This window comes from Gemmatimonas phototrophica (genome assembly GCF_000695095.2).
In the GTDB taxonomy this organism is placed as follows: domain Bacteria; phylum Gemmatimonadota; class Gemmatimonadetes; order Gemmatimonadales; family Gemmatimonadaceae; genus Gemmatimonas; species Gemmatimonas phototrophica.
In genome coordinates this window covers 3,526,334-3,541,269 of the sequence record NZ_CP011454.1, presented here as the reverse complement: position 1 = coordinate 3,541,269, position 14,936 = coordinate 3,526,334, and the positions used below count along the sequence as shown (strand labels likewise).

Genomic DNA, 14,936 nt, shown 5'->3' with positions numbered 1-14,936 from the left:
TTGTGGGCGGGCGGGGGCCCAGACGGTCGAGCCACTTCGGGGCGGCCGCGCGCCTGACGGCGCCGGCATCGCCCCTGCCAGATGCTCGCCCGTCCGGGCCCCCGCCCGCCCCCAGCCACGAGCCGCACGCCGCTGACAAGCGGCCGTGCCCCCCGCAGTTACCAGCAGACGCCAGCACTCGCACTTCTCATTGTCGTCGTTGTCTGGCCGCTCACATTCGATATCCATCGCACCTCGGGGCTCGCAACGCTCTCACCGTCTGCGTCCCGCCTCGCCGGTCTCCCGTCTCACCTCTCCCCTCCGCGATCTGAGGAGGGCCCCATGCAACCTTTTTGCGGGTCCACGCTGTCTTTAGCCCGCACATGCATGCGCACCGACACGACGACGGCGCGGTGACCCTCGAGGCACCGCCGACTGACGCAGAACTGCTGGCCCGGCTCCGGGCCCGCGATCCTGCGGCGGAACGGCAGTTCTATGAGCGTCACGTGGACCGGATCTATCGCCTCATCCACCGGATGTGCGGACGCCCGGAGCTCGCCCAGGAATGGACGCAGGACACCTTTCTGCGGGCGTTCAATCGGCTCGACCAGTTCCGCGGCGACGCGGCGCTGGGGAGCTGGCTCCACGCCATCGCCGTGTCGGTCACCCTCAACGGACTGCGCACCCACAAACGCCGTGAAGCGTTTGCCGCGCCGCTCGAAGAGGCCACCACCGTGGCCACCAACGGTGCCGAGCACAGTGATCCCGACCTCAAGACTCGTCTCAAGGCCGCGATAGCCGCGCTCCCCGAAGGCACACGCCGCGTGTTCGTGATGCACGACGTGGAAGGATTTACCCACGAAGAGATCAGCGACGCCCTGGGGTGCGCCATTGGCACCAGCAAGTCACAACTCTTCAGAGCCCGCGAGAAGTTGCGCAATGCGTTGGCGGCGTTTGCGCCAACCAACGCGTTGTGCCTCGGCAAGGAGTCCGCATGACCAGCCCCACCAATCAGCCCCCACACAACGAGGACGACGGCGTGCCCCATGCGCCGCTCGATCCGTGGATGCTTGCGCTCGTCCGCAACGCCGCCGACGAACTTGACGAGACCGTCGAGGTGCCGCGCGACATGATGTGGGCACGCATTCAACGGGCGCGTCGGGAAGAAGCCGAGACCGCTATCGTCGTGCCGGCAGCGGTTACGGCATCGCGTCGCCCGGGTTTCTCGCGGTATACGCGACAGATCGCTGCGGCGGCTGCTGTGCTGGTCGCGGGTGTTGGTATCGGACGCTATGTCGTGCCATCGGCGGTGCCCTCTGCTACTGCGGCGGCCGATAGCGCGGCGCGGGCAGGAGAAGCGTTGGCGATGTTCAACACCGACCCGGCGCGCGTCGCGATGCAGGAACATCTCGTACGCACCGTGACGCTGCTTACGTCGGTGCGCGACGATTCCCCCGCTGGTCGGGGCGAAGCCGCACTGGGCCCGTTGGCCAAAGAGCTGCTTACCACGACCCGCCTGTTACTCGATCAACCGCAGCTGCGCGATGAACGCACGCGTCGGCTGTTGCAGGACCTTGAGCTGGTGTTGTTGCAGGTCATCCAGGCGCGCTCCACCGCACCGGAAACACAAAACGCCCCGCGCGAAACCTTGCGCGAAACCAATCTGCTGACGCGCGTGAACGCGTTGGTCACGGCTTCGTCTGCTGCCGACGGCGCCATTTACGGAGGAGACTGATGTCCATGCAACAGGTGAATCGCACCCTCGCACTGGTTCTGCCCTGGCTGGTTGGCTCTGCGTTGTCGGCGCAGCCGCCACGCGCGCCACGCCCGGTGCCTGTCCCAGCGCCCGCACCGGCGGCCCCGCCTGCGCCAGCGGCACCCGCGCCCGCCACCGCGCCAATGGCGTTTGGGCTCGACCAGCTCGACATGTCCCGGGCAAGTCTCGAAATGGCCCGGGCAGGCGTGGAGATGGCTCGCGCTCTGGCCCCCATGGCCGCCATGCAGGCGGGCGAGTTGGCGCGGGCCGATGTGGCGATGACCATGAGTGGAGACGTCATGAGGGCGGCGTCGGCGGAACTGGCCCGCGAGCTGGCGGCGCTCAACACCACGGACATGGTCGAACTGGCCGCGCGCGGACAAGCGCTGGCCAGTCTGGCGGGCGACGGGCGCTCGGCGTCATGGCGCAGTGGCTATCGCACGGAAGCCCCGGCGCCGTGGGATGCACAGGATCCCGCCGACTCGTTGTACCGCGATGCGCGCAAGGCGCTCTCCGGCAACAGCTACAGCCGAGCCGCTGAACTCTTCAAGGAAATTCGGCAGAAGTATCCGAAAAGCAGCTACGCGTCCGACGCGCCCTACTGGGAAGCGTTCGCGCTGCAGCGACAGGGTGGTGAGACCAACCTGCGTTTAGCGCAGGACGCGCTTGGCCTGCAGCAGCGCGATTATCCTCGTGCCGCGACGCGTGGTGATGCCGCCGCTCTCAGCGCGCGCATCAGTGGCATGCTGGCCCGTCGCGGTGATGAACAGATGGCCACCACCATTGCCGGTCGGGCCCAGCGGGCGGCCGACGACGGCTGCCCCCGCGCCGAAGAGGACGAACGCATTGAAGCGTTGAACGCGCTCTCGCAGATGGCGCCTGAGCAGGCCATGCCCATCCTAAAAAAGGTGCTGGCCCGTCGCGAGCCCTGCACCCAGGCGCTGCGTCGCACCGCGGTGTGGATGGTGGCGCGCCAGAAGCAGCCGGAAGCGGCCTCGCTGCTGGTGCAGGCGGCCAAGAACGATCCTGACAAGGAAGTACGCGAACAGGCGGTGTTCTGGTTGGCCAACGTGCCCACCGATGAAGCGGTGGATATGCTCATCGATCTGGCTAAGGACGGGAGTGACCTCGAGTTGCGCAAACGCGCCGTGTACGCGCTGTCGCGCTCCAGGTCGGAGCGGGCGGTGGCGACCCTGCGTGAAATCACGATGGACAGTCGCACGTCGGACGAATTGCGTGGCGAAGCGCTGATGTGGTATGTCAGTCGCTCGACTTCAGGATCTGATCGCCTGCCGTTCCTGAAGGATCTGTACGGCAAAGCCAACAGCGTGCCGTTCAAGCAGCAGGTACTGCGTGCGGTGGTGGCGACCCGTTCCGATGACTCACGCGCGATGCTGCAGAGTATTGCACTTGATGGACGGGAAACGCTGGAAATTCGGCGCACGGCCATCTCCTACATCGCGTCCGGCGGAGGCTTCAGCAACTGGGCCCCGCGGGTCGTGGCGCAAACACGGAATAGTGCCGGCGTTACGGTCATGGCACCAGCGGCCGGCAGCAGTGCCTCAGCCGATGCGGCGGGTCGGCCCAATGGCGCCATCATCGCGGCCTCGCTCTCGCAGATCTATGACAAGGTGGACGAAGGGGAGCTGCGCCGTCAGGCCCTCTCATCCCTCGTCTCCCTGCGCGACAACGCCGGCATCGACAAGCTGCTCGATGTCGCGAAGAACGAGAAGAATGCGGAGCTGCGTCGCAGCGCGGTGAGCTACCTCTCCCGCACCAAGGATCCGCGCGCCATCGCGCTGCTCCAGGACATCATCAACAAATGATCCCCACGCTCCAACGCTCGGCGCTCACCCTCGTGGTGAGCGCCACCCTGTGGGGTGCCCAGGGGCTAGAAGCGCAAGGCATTGAGGCGCGCGTGAATGCGGTGCGCACCGGCACCGTGCGCTTTACGTACGCCGCGGGTGAAGGCGTGTGCGGCAACGGCGCCAACTGGTATCGCAGTCGCGATGGGCGCAGCGGCACCTTCAACGGCATGTGGAGCGGGGCCGTGGCCAACCGTGAGGTGGAAACCACCTGCGATCGCGGTCCGGTGCGGGTAGTGGTACAGCGCGAAGAGGGGGACACCAAAGCCATCCGGTTGTATGTGGGCGGCAAGTGGCGCGCCGACACCGGCGTGACCGACCTTGGCGCCCTGTCGGCCCGTGAGGCCGGGGGCTGGCTGCTGTCGGTTGCCGAGCATGGATCGGACAAGGTGGCGCGGAGTGCGCTGCAGGCTGCCACGGTGGGCGATTCCATCGATGCCGGCGCTGCGGTACTCAGAATCGCGCGCGACGACTCCCGCTCGCAGGAGGTGCGCAGCAACGCGGTACACTGGCTGGGCGAACTCGTCGGCGAACGGGTTGCCGCCTCGCTCGACTCCATTGCGTACGAGGCCGGCGACCGCGACGTGCGGCGCGCTGCCATCATGGCCATTGCCCGTCGGCCCAAAGACGAAGCCGTGCCGGCACTGCAGAAGCTGGCCGAAACACTCCCCGACCGGGAACTGCGCCGGACCGCCGTAACGGCGCTGGCGCAAACTCGAGAGCCCGCCGCAATCGCCTGGCTTGAGCGGCGACTCGGACAGCGAGACTGAGACGGCCGCCCTCAGATGTGAGAGGCCGAGGTTCGAGGTCGGACTATCGAGGTGCGATGGATATCGAGTGTGAGAGGCCCGACTAAAGCGAATTGAGAAGTCCGAGTGCTGGCGTCTGCTCGTATGTGCCCCCCACGGGCCTTGGGTAACCACGGGGACGGCCGCTGTTCCAGCGGCGTCCGTGTGGGGCACATTCGTGCGGAGGCCAGCACTCGCACCTCTCATCGTCGTAGTTATCTCGACACTCTCACACTCGATATCCATCACATTTCGATAGTCCGACTTCAGACACCTTCGTCTCACTTCGGCACCCCGCCGTCACGCCCTCTTCCATCTACCTTCAAGGAACTTCTTGTCGGTCCGTGCGTATTGCCGGTGTCTGTGTTCCAAGGAGAGCAAATGGCGGGGAAATTGGGACCGTGGGGGCGTGGGGCGACCGGGCTGGCCCTCGTCTGCGCGGCTGGCATGGGCGGGTTCGGATTGGCTCTGCGCTTTGATGATCCAACCGGTGCGTTCCAGCAGCGACGGGGCACCGTGGCTCGCGTGGAGCGCGACAGCGCGTCGGTGGAGGAGGGGCACCTCATTGAGGCGGTGACCGTCACGTCGAGCAGCGGCATCACGGTCCCTATGCTCATCAAGCGCCCTCTGGCCGAAGGGGCGTCGCCGTTGGTGCTGATACTCGGCGGGCACGCCACCGGGCGCGATGCAGCGCGGCTCATTCCCGATACGCGCGGGCGTGTGGTGGTGGCCATGTCGTACCCCTATACCGGCCCGCATCGCATGAAGGGCCTCGAGATCTTCAAGTGGGCGCCAGATATTCGTCAGGCTATCCATGACACGCCCCCGGCCATTCAGCTGGCGCTGGATTGGCTGCTGACGCAACCGTGGGTAGATACGCGCGAAGTGCATGGCGTTGGGGCAAGCCTGGGCACTCCGTTCATGACGGTCGCCGCGGCGCTGGATAGGCGCATCACGCATGTGTGGAGTGTGCATGGTGCCGGTCGAACGAGAGAGCTCCTCGCGCACAATGCGCGCGAATCCATGCCGGCGGTCTTCGCGCCGCTGGCTGGTACGCTCGCCGACGTTATTGTGGGCGGGCATTACCTCACACCGGAAAAGTGGGTGGCCCGTATTGCCCCACGCCCGTTTGCGATGATCAATGCCGCCAACGATGAGCGATTGCCGCGGACGGCCGTTGACGCGCTGTACGCCGCGGCGGAACAGCCCAAGTCGATGGTGTGGATGGCGGGCCCACACGTGCAACCCAATCGCCCCGAAGTAGTGCGGGCACTCGTCAGCTCCGTGCTCGACCGCATGGCGCAGGGCAGCATCGCCAACTGATGCCATAGTCTCGCGCCAGAAGTGAGACGACCGCTCTCAGAAATGGGACGGGGAGGTCCGAGGTCGGACTATCGAGGTGCGATGGATATCGAATGTGAGAGGGTCGAGATAACGACGACAGTGAGAGCTGCGAGTAGTGGCCTCCGCACGAATGTGCCCCCCACGGACGCCGCTGGAACAGCGGCCGTCCCCGTGGTTACCCAAGGCCCGTGAGGGGCACATACGAGCAGACGCCAGCACTCGGACTTCTCAGCTCGCTTTTATCTGGCCTCTCACACTCGATATCCATCGCACCTCGAAAGTCCGACCTCAGACCTCTCCGTCCCGCCCCTCTCGCCGCAGTTAGAGGGTCCTTGCGCCGGGCGGGTCCACAGGCATCTTCCCGAGCATGCGACCCTCACTTGCCCTCGTCTTTGCCGCGCTCTGCGCCCCAGTGCTCGTCCACGCTCAGGCCGCCGCGGAGCCCGCCAAGGTCCGGTGGGAACGGCTCTGTCAGATTCGTCGTGACAAGTTCGACAAGATCCTGCCTGGCGCCCTGCGCGACAACGGCGTGGATATGTGGATCACGATGCAGAAGGAGAATCAGTTCGACCCGATGTACGAAGACTTCGGGCGCGGCTACGTGGGGAGTGTGGGCTACTACATCTTCACCGATCGTGGTGGTGACCGCATTGAGCGCATTGCGATTGGTGCCAGTGGTGGCATGCTGGAAGGGTGCAAGGTGTACGACCGGGTGTTGGCGCTGGCCAACCTCAAGGCGTTCATCACCGAGCGCAATCCCAAGCGCATTGCCATCAACATGTCGGAAGAGGTGGGCGCCGCCGACGGGTTGTCCAAAACATCATACGATCGCCTCGTGAAAGAGATTGGCCCCGATCTCGCGTCACGTCTGGTGAGCAGCGAAAAGGTGGTGAGCGACTATCGCTCGGGGTTCCCCATCTCGCAGGTGGTGGCACTCGGCGAGGCCGGTGAGCTCTCACGGCGCATCGCCGAACGTGCGCTCAGCAACGAAGTCATCACGCCAGGCGTGACCACGCTGGAAGATGTGGCGTGGTGGATGATGGACCAGCTGCAGCAGCGCGGGCTGGGCTCGAGCTTCGATATGCCGAGTGTGTATATCACCGGCCCCAAGGGCATTGAGGCGACCAGCAATGGCCGCATCATTCAGCGCGGCGACCTGCTCATAATTGACTGGGGTGTGGGCTATCTGAACACGTGGACCGATGTGAAGCGTATGGCCTACGTGCTCAAGCCCGGTGAGACCGCCGCGCCCAAGGGCATTCAGACCGCGTTTGATAACGCGCTGAAGGTACGCGAGATCATTCACCGCACCATCAAGCCCGGTCCAACAGCGGGCGCCATGGTGGAGCAGCTCCGTGCGGAGATCACCAAGGGTGGATTCCGCATGCAGGGCACCTTCAACGAAGTCGGTACCGACGACAAGGTCGAGGTGAACATCGGCTGCCACAGCGTGGGCGATCGTGGCCACGGCAGCGGCCCCAGTATCGCCTGGTTCAACCCGCGGCAGATGACCTTCAACATCAAGCCGTTCAATCCGTTTTCGATTGAACTGTTTGCGTGGACCCCCAACCCCGACTGGGGCGGTGCCAAGGTGCGTATTCCCCTCGAAGACGACGCCCTCGTGACCGACCGTGGAGTAGAGTGGCTCTACCCCACGAATCAGCGGATTTGGTTGATCAAGTAGCGGTTAAACCGCAGCCCCATTCAACTCCAAACTCCACGTCACCGGCAAGTTCGGATCGAGACTGTCGCGCACCGAGCAGTACTTCGTCACCGCCAGCTCAATCGCCCGCTCGGCGTGCACACGCTCCACGTCGGCGCCGACAATGCGATACGCCAAATGCACCTTGGTCAGGCGCCCCGGCACGCCGGCAAAGCGCTCGCCTTCGACATCCACGCTGAGCGCGGAGATCGGCGTGCGACGCTTGGCCAGGATGTCGACGACATCGACGCCGGTGCAGCCGGCCAGTGCGCTGAGCAACGTGTCCACCGGTGACGGGCCCGTTACGCCACTCGCGTCCATGCGAATACTCGGCCCACCGCTCGCGCGGCGACCATCAAAGCGATGGTCACCGTCCCATGTCACCTGCACCTTGGCCGGGGGCTTGCCCTGCACCGGCATGGTGAACGACGTGTCCTTCAGTGATTCGTTGCTCATGTTGAGGCCCTCATGGCTGCTCTCCCCTGCGTATAGGCGCCCGCACCGCGTTCCCCCACTCCGTCCACGAACCGTCGTAGTTGCGCACGTTGGTGAATCCCAGCAGATACGTGAGGACAAACCACGTATGGCTTGAGCGCTCACCAATCCGGCAGTACGTCACAACGGTATCCGACGCGGACAGCCCCAGCTCACCCTGATATAACCCTCGCAGCGCCTCGGCGCTCTTGAACGACCCGTCGGCCTCGGCGGCCTTGGCCCAGGGCATGCTGCGCGCCCCGGGAATATGACCGCCGCGTAACGTGCCTTCCTGCGGATAATCGGGCATGTGCAGCTTTTCACCCGTGTACTCCTGCGGCGACCGCACATCCACCATGGGCAGCCCGGCCTCCATGTGCGCCCGGGTATCCGCCAGATACGCCCGGATGAGCGAATCATCGCGCTCGCGCGCCACATACGCCGAGGGGGCATACGACGGTCGAACGTCCGTGGTCACTCGCGCTTCGGCCAGCCACTTGGCCCGGCCGCCATCGAGCACCACGGCGTTGTCGAACCCGAACAGCTGAAACACCCAGAACGCATAGGTGGCCCACCAGTTGTTCTTGTCCCCGTAGAACACCACCGTCGTCGTGTCATCGACGCCCAATCGGCGCAGCAATGCCTCAAAGCCGGCGCGGTCGAGGTAATCGCGCTCCACCTGATCGTTGAGGTCAATGTGCCAGTCGAGTTTCTGCGCGCCGGGAATGTGCTCCACGTCGTACAGCAGCACGTCTTCGTTGCACTCAAGTAACCGAACTGATGGGGTGTTCAGATTGGCCGCCACCCAGTCGGTGCTAACGAGGCGCTCGGGATGGGCGTAGCCCTTGGCTACGATGGTCGGGTCCGGGAGTCCCGGCAGAATGGCAACTGGTGTCATATCTCAACGCTAAGGCGTGCGGCCACGAATGCAATTGGGCGGTAGTTTCAGGTATGCCACAGGTCCACACCGGCTCCGCCATCGCCTATCGACTTTTCGACGTCGGCTACGCCATCAGTCTCGACCGTGCCCTCGATCTGCTCTCCACCAGCGGTCCGGAACGGGTGCGCCCGGTGCGCGGCGAAGGGCAGGCGCTGCAGATCTCCAATCCGCCGGTCACGGTGCTGCTCGGCGCCGAATCGCTGCTGATCGAGGAGCAGCCCCACGAAGTCGAACTCTCGGCCCGCATCTTCGACTTTGGGGTGATTTCGCTGCGCGTAAAGATCCGCGCCCCCAGCCCGTGCACGTGGGAGGCCTTTACCGAGTTCGGCCAGCGTCTCGAACACCACCCCGGCATTTCCGCCATTACCAGCCACCACCTGCGGCTGCTCACGGAGCGCATTGCCCCCGCGGTGGAACGTCCGGCTATTGCCGCCGTGCATGAAGACTACACGGTGTTTCGCGTGTCGCGCTGTACGTCGGACGACGGGACCGCTTTGAATGCCGAGCAGTTGGCCGAGTTGGATGTGGTGCCCCTGCTGCTCAACGAAACGCGACCGCTCAGCGCCGAAGCGCGTAAGGAATTGCTGCCACATCGTTTCAGCTACTACGGCGACGACCTGGCGTTGCTTACCTGGGAAAACGCTCTGGTGGTGGAGCCGGGGGAACACGACACCGACCTGCAATACATTCTGGAGTTTGCCAACGCGCAGCTGCTGGAACTGCGTTACTACGACGCGCTGCTCGATGCCGAGCTGCCAAAGTTGTACGACGACATCGAAGTGGCGCGCGCCCGCCACGCCGTATTTCCCGGTCGCCGGTTTGCCGCCCTGCTGCAGCGGTTGCAGGGACAGGTCGCCGATTCCACCGAGCTGGTGGAGCGGGTGGAGAACGCCCTCAAAGTCACGGACGACGTGTATTTGGCCCGCGTGTATTCGGCGGCGCTCGAGCTCTTTCGAGGCAAGGCGTGGCGCGCCGGTATTGATCGCAAGCTGGCCATCCTTCGCGACACCTACGCCATGCTCAACGGGGAGGCACAGGCGGCGCGTAGCGAAACGCTGGAAATCGCGATTGTGGGGCTCATTGTCGTGGAGTTGGTGCTGGCGCTGATCAAACGCACCGCCTGACGGGCGCGCCGGGACCGGTCACGCCATATTTCCCGTCTTCGCAGGCCTCCTCCTCCGGGCGCACAATGGACTTGGACCGCGACACCGTTGCATCGGCCGTGGTAGGAACGGGCGGGGCCTGGCTTCTGGGTTCGGCATGGCTGCACTCCCGTTCAGGCAAATGGAACAGCACCCAGCTCAAGGGGCTGGTGTACGCCGGGGGCGGGTTCCTCATGAGCTCGGCGGCGGCTCGCTGGCTCCAGCACATGGGGAATCGCGGCATCGCGGTGTCGCTCATGGGAACGATGTTCGCCATGCGCGGCATCTATCTCCTGATGCGCGAGCGGGCGGCGCAGAATGCGGCCGGTCGGCCGCCAAAACCGCCCACGTCCGAGTAGCGAAGGAGTTGCAGGGTGGCTGGTATGCCGGAGATGGAGCCGTACTCCCGACACGTGCTCGTGTGCACGGGGGGCTTTTGCACGGAAAATCGAGGCGGACGAGCCGTCTACGCCAAGCTGGCCTCGTTGCTGCAGCGCCATGGCCTGCTCTTCGGCCCCACCCGCGTGAAGCGCAGTGAAGCGCCCTGCCTCGGCGTTTGTTCGGGCGGCACCATTGTGGCCGTCTACCCGGAGGGGGTGTGGTATCACGGCGTCACGGTCGAATTGATGGAGCGCATTGTGGTCGAACACCTCAAGGAAGGCCGAGTGGTGGAAGAACATGTCTTCCACCGACTCGGCGCTCCCGCGCCTACTGACTTTCCGTCAACCGATTAGCCTTGTGTCGCCAGCTGCTGCAGCGCGGCCACACGCTCTTCAGTAGGCGGGTGCGTGCTGAACCACTTGCTCACGCCCCGCATGCTGAAGGCGGCCAGCGGATTCACAATGGCCAGCGACGCTGAGCTGGGTGACACCTGCATGGGAATGCGGCGTGCACTCATTTCCAGGCGCCCCAGCGCACTGGCCAGCGCCAACGGACGGCCGCTGATTTCCGCGCCCACCGCATCGGCCTTGAACTCGCGCTGCCGGCTGATGGCGAACTGAATCATCATGCCGATGATGGGGCCGATGATCATGATGGCAATGGCTGCCACCGGGTTCACGCTGTCCTCGTCATCGCCGCCGCCAAAGAACATCGCGAACTGGGCGATGTTGCCAATGGCGCCGGCCATCGTGGCGGCGATGGTTTGCAGCAGCATGTCGCGGTTCTTGATGTGCGCGAGCTCGTGGGCAATGACCCCCTCCAACTCCTCGCGGTTCATCATGCGCATGAGCCCCTCGGTCACGCACACCACCGAGTTCTCCGGGTTACGGCCGGTGGCAAACGCGTTGGGCTGATCGTGCGGCGCAATGGCCACCACGGGCATGGGCAGCCCGGCCCGCTGACGCAGACGGTCCACCATGGCGTACAGGTCGGGGGCGTCCTGGGCGGACACCACCTTGGCGCCGTACGACCGCAGCACCATGCTGGAAGAGCCCCAGTACATGAACAGGTTCATGCCGGCGGCCATGAGGAGCCCCATGATGGCGCCGGTGCCGCCGCCAAGCCACTGCCCAATGGCCATCACCAGCCCCGTGAGGCCGGCCATGAGCACAAACACCTTGATGTTGTTCATCGCGTTCTATCTCTCGTAGTCTGCTGAGTGTGCTGGGGTACGACACAAAAAAGACGAGCCATCGCACGGCGCTTGCCGCAGCCTGCTGAGCGGGCTGCGGGTCACCGTGTGAAGGTCTCGCCTGATGGAACATCACCCGACCGGACCGTGCCGCGTTGCCGCGACAGTCTTGACGATCCGGCCGCACGAACGGTGGCCGTTTCCGGACCGCCCGCGTGGCTACTCCCCTTCGGAGTCTGAGTTGTCTTGTTGCCCTTCTTGCTGCTGCAGCAATTTAGCGATGGCCTCGGAGCTGCGCAGCCCCCGGATCCCCTCCACGAGCTCCGTTGGGGCGTCTATCACACCCCGGCGCGCGAGCTCCTCCGCCACCGCTTTCAAATGCCGTGGCCATACATACCGCGCCAGGGCAAAGAAGTTCCGGCGGCGCTCCGGCTCCTCGGCCAGGAAGGCGGCCAGCGGGCGACCCCCCTTGATCGTGTTGCAGCCCCTGCACGCCGTTACTAGGTTGCCGGGAGACCCATCGCCGCCCCGCATCCGGGGTTGCACGTGGTCTACGCTCAGGGCATCGGGTTCGTGCACGAGACCGCAGTAGGCACAGCGGTACCCGTCGCGGGCAAAAATCTCCTGGCGCTTCACACCGTCGTCCTTCCCTGTCTCCTGTGAACCTTCCCGATCGCGGACGCCGCCTTGTACTCGAGCGGCTGACGAAGTTCTTCGATACGGAAGAAAGTGTCGAGACCCGGGATGATGTCGTGCCCCGCCTGACCTTCAAAGCCCTCGAGGCCCTTCGTATGTCGCGTAGCCGTGAACGGATCCTGACCAACCTCGAAGAGATGTACCGCGAAGCGTTCGATCGCGCCAAGGAAACCGGCGATCCGGCGCAGATGGCCGCGCTCGACTTTTCGTACCGCCGCGAGCAGCTGTACTTCGAGATCCTGCTCGACGTCCGGGATGCGATGGAGAAGAAATGAGCTGGGCGGCGCGGCTGACGTTGTTCGCGCTGTTCGCTGCGCCGACGCTCACTGCGCAGCCCGCGTCGTTCGTCTACCGGCTCGGCACGGATACCCTTGCTGTCGAGCAGTACACCCGGACCGCTTCCGGGGTCACCGGAGAAACGGTGTACCGCATGCCGACTTCGGTCATGCGGTTCCGATACGCGCTCGCGGTGAACAAGAGCGGACGACCGGAAAACGCCACGCTTAAGGTGACCGATGCGAACGGCTCGCCCATACCCGGCATAGCGCGTGAAACGCGCTTCACGGTCACCCCTGACTCCGTCGTGCGGGAATTGGTTTTTGCCGACAGCACCGTGCGTCGTGCGTATGCGGCGCGTCAGGCAATGATCACCTTCCTTCCGCTTGTCCATGGGCCAAGCGAGGTGACCGCGGCATTGCGCCGTGCCGGTGTGTCCACTGACTCACTGCCCGCGCTCGGTCCCAACGGAAACCTCGGGTTTACCGGGTTCTCGACAATGGCCGGCGACTCGCTCCGTCTGCGCGGTGCTGCGGCGGCCATGGTGATGCGTTTCGATAGCAACGACCGCCTGCAGGTAGTGGACGGCTCACTGGCGGCCAACAAGGTCGTGGCCAAACGTTCGACGAAGACCCTGGACCTTGATGCGCTTGCGCGCACGTTCAAGCCCACGGGCGGGCTCTCCGGCCGCGATGTCGCCCGCGGCGCATTCGCGCGTGGCGGGCTGGTGCTCGTGGACTACGGCCGTCCCTCAGTGCGCGGCCGCACGGTGTGGGGCGGGTCGCTCGTTCCGTACGACAGCATCTGGCGCGCCGGCGCGAACGAGGCCACTCACCTGTTCACGTCGCGCACGATCACGCTCGGTTCGTTGACGCTTCCTGCCGGCAGCTACACGCTATACGTGCAGCACACGCGCACCGGCGCCGTGCTCATTGTGAACAGGCAGACCGGCCAATGGGGCACGGAGTACTCGGCGGCGAAAGACGTGGGGCGCGTGCCGGTGCAATTCACCGCGGCAGCGGGGCACACCGAGGAACTCACCTTTACGGTGCGCACGATCGATGCAACGCACGGCGCCATTGAGCTGTCGTGGGGTGAATCGAAACTGTCGGCGCCCTTTGCGATGTCGGTGGCGACGCCGTAACTGACCGCATCACTTCTGATGCGTCGTGCCGCCGCCGTAAACCGTCCACGATCGCGCCGTCTGATCCGGAGCATCGCCATCGCTGTCGCCGTCCTGGCGGCGCTGCTCGCCACTGCTGCAACCTCACTCTGGCTGCTGGCACGCCCGGCACTGGGCGAGGTGCCCAGTGGAGTACGGCAGGCTCGCATTGCCCAGTCCCCGCAATGGCGCGACGGACAGTTTCGCAATGTGCTGGCGCGGCAGGATGGGCCGCTGCTGCGCGCGATTTCGGCGTTCGCCTTTGGCGGGTCGGACTACCGCTCGCCTGCCACGCCGGTGCCGGTGCAAGTGCGCCGCGCCGCCGACTACACCACCGCCCCGGCGTCAGGGTTGCGCGTCACGTGGCTGGGTCACTCCACGTTGCTGCTGGAGATCGATGGCCGCCGCGTGCTCATCGACCCGGTGTGGGGTGAACGGGCGTCGCCGTTTTCGTTCATGGGCCCGCAGCGGTTCTACGCGCCGCTGTTGCCGCTGGCCGAGTTGCCCGCAGTGGACGCCGTGATCATTTCGCACGATCACTACGACCACCTCGATGTGTCCACCGTCAAAGCGCTCGCTGCCCGCGGCGTGCGGTGGGTGGTGCCGCTGGGGGTTGGGGCGCACCTGGAGTCGTGGGGCGTCGCCGCGGGCCAGATTACCGAACTCGACTGGTGGGGCAACACGGTGGTGCAGGGGCTCACCGTCACGGCCACGCCAGCGCGTCATTTTCCGGACGTGGCCTTGGGGATGCCGGACGCACGTTGTGGGCTGGATGGGCCATTTCCGGCCCCGCACACCGGGTGTTCTACAGCGGCGACACGGCGCTACACGACCAATTCACCGCCATTGGCGAGAAAATCGGCCCGTTCGACCTCACGATGATCGAGGCCGGCGCCTACGACGCGCTCTGGGCCGATGTGCATCTGGGGCCCGAGCAGGCGGTGCTGGCCCATCAACTTGTGCGGGGAGCGGTCATGCTCCCGGTGCACTGGGGCATGTTTGACCTCGCGCTGCACGGCTGGACCGAACCCATGGAGCGGGTGCTCGTGGCCGCGCAGCGCGCCGGGGTACGCGTGGCCTCGCCCCGCCCGGGCGAGATGGTAGAACCGGCCACAGTCGGCGCGCCGGTACGCTGGTGGCCCACGACGCCGTGGGTACCGGTGGAGAAGGCCCCCGCCTATTCCAGTGGCGTGGGCGCGTTGCTCACCGGTCGAGCCAATCCGCAGCCTACTCGCTAAT

15 protein-coding genes and 1 pseudogene are annotated in these 14,936 nt (G+C 65.3%); 12 read left to right on the top strand and 4 right to left on the bottom strand.

Translation table 11 applies throughout. The features are described 5' to 3' along the window. The first annotated feature begins 362 nt into the window (after nucleotides 1–362). The 6 genes from GEMMAAP_RS14955 (at nucleotide 363) to GEMMAAP_RS14930 (ending at nucleotide 7,416) form a co-directional block, all read left to right on the top strand. On the top strand, nucleotides 363–977 hold the full coding sequence (locus tag GEMMAAP_RS14955) for an RNA polymerase sigma factor (RefSeq protein ID WP_053333684.1): 615 nt from the start codon (nucleotides 363–365) through the stop codon (nucleotides 975–977). Beyond that, nucleotides 974–1,714 carry a hypothetical protein gene (locus tag GEMMAAP_RS14950; RefSeq protein ID WP_026848554.1) on the top strand — a complete coding sequence of 247 codons (741 nt, stop codon included), beginning with the start codon at nucleotides 974–976 and terminating at the stop codon, nucleotides 1,712–1,714. Before GEMMAAP_RS14955 ends, GEMMAAP_RS14950 begins: the two co-directional genes overlap by 4 nt. After that, nucleotides 1,714–3,561, top strand: coding sequence for a HEAT repeat domain-containing protein (locus GEMMAAP_RS14945; protein WP_026848555.1), 1,848 nt, complete (start codon nucleotides 1,714–1,716; stop codon nucleotides 3,559–3,561). Before GEMMAAP_RS14950 ends, GEMMAAP_RS14945 begins: the two co-directional genes overlap by 1 nt. Beyond that, the gene (locus GEMMAAP_RS14940) at nucleotides 3,558–4,370 is read left to right on the top strand and encodes a HEAT repeat domain-containing protein (protein WP_026848556.1); all 813 of its coding nucleotides are present in this window, start codon (nucleotides 3,558–3,560) and stop codon (nucleotides 4,368–4,370) included. Before GEMMAAP_RS14945 ends, GEMMAAP_RS14940 begins: the two co-directional genes overlap by 4 nt. A gap of 375 nt (nucleotides 4,371–4,745) precedes the next feature. After that, nucleotides 4,746–5,711 carry an alpha/beta hydrolase family protein gene (locus tag GEMMAAP_RS14935; RefSeq protein ID WP_145979165.1) on the top strand — a complete coding sequence of 322 codons (966 nt, stop codon included), beginning with the start codon at nucleotides 4,746–4,748 and terminating at the stop codon, nucleotides 5,709–5,711. A 388-nt stretch (nucleotides 5,712–6,099) separates the two neighbouring features. After that, nucleotides 6,100–7,416, top strand: a complete 1,317-nt coding sequence (locus tag GEMMAAP_RS14930; RefSeq protein WP_026848558.1) for a M24 family metallopeptidase — start codon at nucleotides 6,100–6,102, stop codon at nucleotides 7,414–7,416. Nucleotides 7,417–7,419: 3 nt separating this feature from the next. Here GEMMAAP_RS14930 and GEMMAAP_RS14925 read toward each other — a convergent pair whose 3' ends face one another. Together GEMMAAP_RS14925 and GEMMAAP_RS14920 are read right to left on the bottom strand one after the other, a co-directional pair. Then, nucleotides 7,420–7,890 carry an OsmC family protein gene (locus tag GEMMAAP_RS14925; RefSeq protein ID WP_053333685.1) on the bottom strand — a complete coding sequence of 157 codons (471 nt, stop codon included), beginning with the start codon at nucleotides 7,888–7,890 and terminating at the stop codon, nucleotides 7,420–7,422. Nucleotides 7,891–7,900: 10 nt separating this feature from the next. Next, nucleotides 7,901–8,806 carry a sulfurtransferase gene (locus tag GEMMAAP_RS14920; RefSeq protein WP_053333686.1) on the bottom strand — a complete coding sequence of 302 codons (906 nt, stop codon included), beginning with the start codon at nucleotides 8,804–8,806 and terminating at the stop codon, nucleotides 7,901–7,903. Between the two features lie 53 nt (nucleotides 8,807–8,859). Between GEMMAAP_RS14920 and GEMMAAP_RS14915 the strand changes: the two genes are divergently transcribed. The 3 genes from GEMMAAP_RS14915 to GEMMAAP_RS14905 all read left to right on the top strand — a co-directional run bounded on the left by GEMMAAP_RS14915 (nucleotide 8,860) and on the right by GEMMAAP_RS14905 (nucleotide 10,724). Further along, complete coding sequence (locus GEMMAAP_RS14915) at nucleotides 8,860–9,972, top strand: hypothetical protein (protein WP_043579432.1); 1,113 nt, start codon at nucleotides 8,860–8,862, stop codon at nucleotides 9,970–9,972. 71 nt (nucleotides 9,973–10,043) lie between these two features. Continuing rightward, complete coding sequence (locus tag GEMMAAP_RS14910) at nucleotides 10,044–10,349, top strand: hypothetical protein (RefSeq protein ID WP_158514881.1); 306 nt, start codon at nucleotides 10,044–10,046, stop codon at nucleotides 10,347–10,349. 24 nt (nucleotides 10,350–10,373) lie between these two features. Further along, entirely contained in the window at nucleotides 10,374–10,724 is a 351-nt protein-coding gene (locus tag GEMMAAP_RS14905; protein WP_043579434.1) for a (2Fe-2S) ferredoxin domain-containing protein, read from the top strand. Here GEMMAAP_RS14905 and GEMMAAP_RS14900 read toward each other — a convergent pair. Continuing rightward, nucleotides 10,721–11,563, bottom strand: coding sequence for a zinc metalloprotease HtpX (locus GEMMAAP_RS14900; protein WP_026848562.1), 843 nt, complete (start codon nucleotides 11,561–11,563; stop codon nucleotides 10,721–10,723). The two genes, GEMMAAP_RS14905 and GEMMAAP_RS14900, sit on opposite strands and share 4 nt — an antisense overlap. A gap of 219 nt (nucleotides 11,564–11,782) precedes the next feature. Further along, nucleotides 11,783–12,199, bottom strand: a complete 417-nt coding sequence (locus GEMMAAP_RS21175; RefSeq protein WP_043579436.1) for an HNH endonuclease — start codon at nucleotides 12,197–12,199, stop codon at nucleotides 11,783–11,785. A gap of 23 nt (nucleotides 12,200–12,222) precedes the next feature. Here GEMMAAP_RS21175 and GEMMAAP_RS14890 point away from each other — a divergent pair, with 23 nt between their 5' ends. The 3 genes and pseudogenes from GEMMAAP_RS14890 to GEMMAAP_RS21260 all read left to right on the top strand — a co-directional run bounded on the left by GEMMAAP_RS14890 (nucleotide 12,223) and on the right by GEMMAAP_RS21260 (nucleotide 14,935). Then, a complete protein-coding gene (locus GEMMAAP_RS14890; RefSeq protein ID WP_026848563.1) occupies nucleotides 12,223–12,534 on the top strand; it encodes a hypothetical protein in 312 nt (103 codons plus the stop codon). Next, nucleotides 12,531–13,679, top strand: coding sequence for a DUF2911 domain-containing protein (locus GEMMAAP_RS14885; RefSeq protein WP_053333687.1), 1,149 nt, complete (start codon nucleotides 12,531–12,533; stop codon nucleotides 13,677–13,679). The genes GEMMAAP_RS14890 and GEMMAAP_RS14885 overlap by 4 nt, the downstream gene beginning before the upstream one ends. An 18-nt stretch (nucleotides 13,680–13,697) precedes the next feature. After that, a pseudogene (locus GEMMAAP_RS21260) lies at nucleotides 13,698–14,935 on the top strand (MBL fold metallo-hydrolase). The last annotated feature ends 1 nt before the right edge of the window (nucleotide 14,936 follow it).

Bases quoted from the DNA above. Each gene is read 5' to 3' on its own strand.
- GEMMAAP_RS14955 (WP_053333684.1), top strand. From the start codon at position 363: ATGCATGCGCACCGACACGACGACGGCGCGGTGACCCTCGAGGCACCG.
- GEMMAAP_RS14950 (WP_026848554.1), top strand. From the start codon at position 974: ATGACCAGCCCCACCAATCAGCCCCCACACAACGAGGACGACGGCGTG.
- GEMMAAP_RS14945 (WP_026848555.1), top strand. From the start codon at position 1,714: ATGTCCATGCAACAGGTGAATCGCACCCTCGCACTGGTTCTGCCCTGG.
- GEMMAAP_RS14940 (WP_026848556.1), top strand. From the start codon at position 3,558: ATGATCCCCACGCTCCAACGCTCGGCGCTCACCCTCGTGGTGAGCGCC.
- GEMMAAP_RS14930 (WP_026848558.1), top strand. From the start codon at position 6,100: ATGCGACCCTCACTTGCCCTCGTCTTTGCCGCGCTCTGCGCCCCAGTG.
- GEMMAAP_RS14925 (WP_053333685.1), bottom strand. From the start codon at position 7,890: ATGAGCAACGAATCACTGAAGGACACGTCGTTCACCATGCCGGTGCAG.
- GEMMAAP_RS14920 (WP_053333686.1), bottom strand. From the start codon at position 8,806: ATGACACCAGTTGCCATTCTGCCGGGACTCCCGGACCCGACCATCGTA.
- GEMMAAP_RS14915 (WP_043579432.1), top strand. From the start codon at position 8,860: ATGCCACAGGTCCACACCGGCTCCGCCATCGCCTATCGACTTTTCGAC.
- GEMMAAP_RS14905 (WP_043579434.1), top strand. From the start codon at position 10,374: ATGCCGGAGATGGAGCCGTACTCCCGACACGTGCTCGTGTGCACGGGG.
- GEMMAAP_RS14900 (WP_026848562.1), bottom strand. From the start codon at position 11,563: ATGAACAACATCAAGGTGTTTGTGCTCATGGCCGGCCTCACGGGGCTG.
- GEMMAAP_RS14885 (WP_053333687.1), top strand. From the start codon at position 12,531: ATGAGCTGGGCGGCGCGGCTGACGTTGTTCGCGCTGTTCGCTGCGCCG.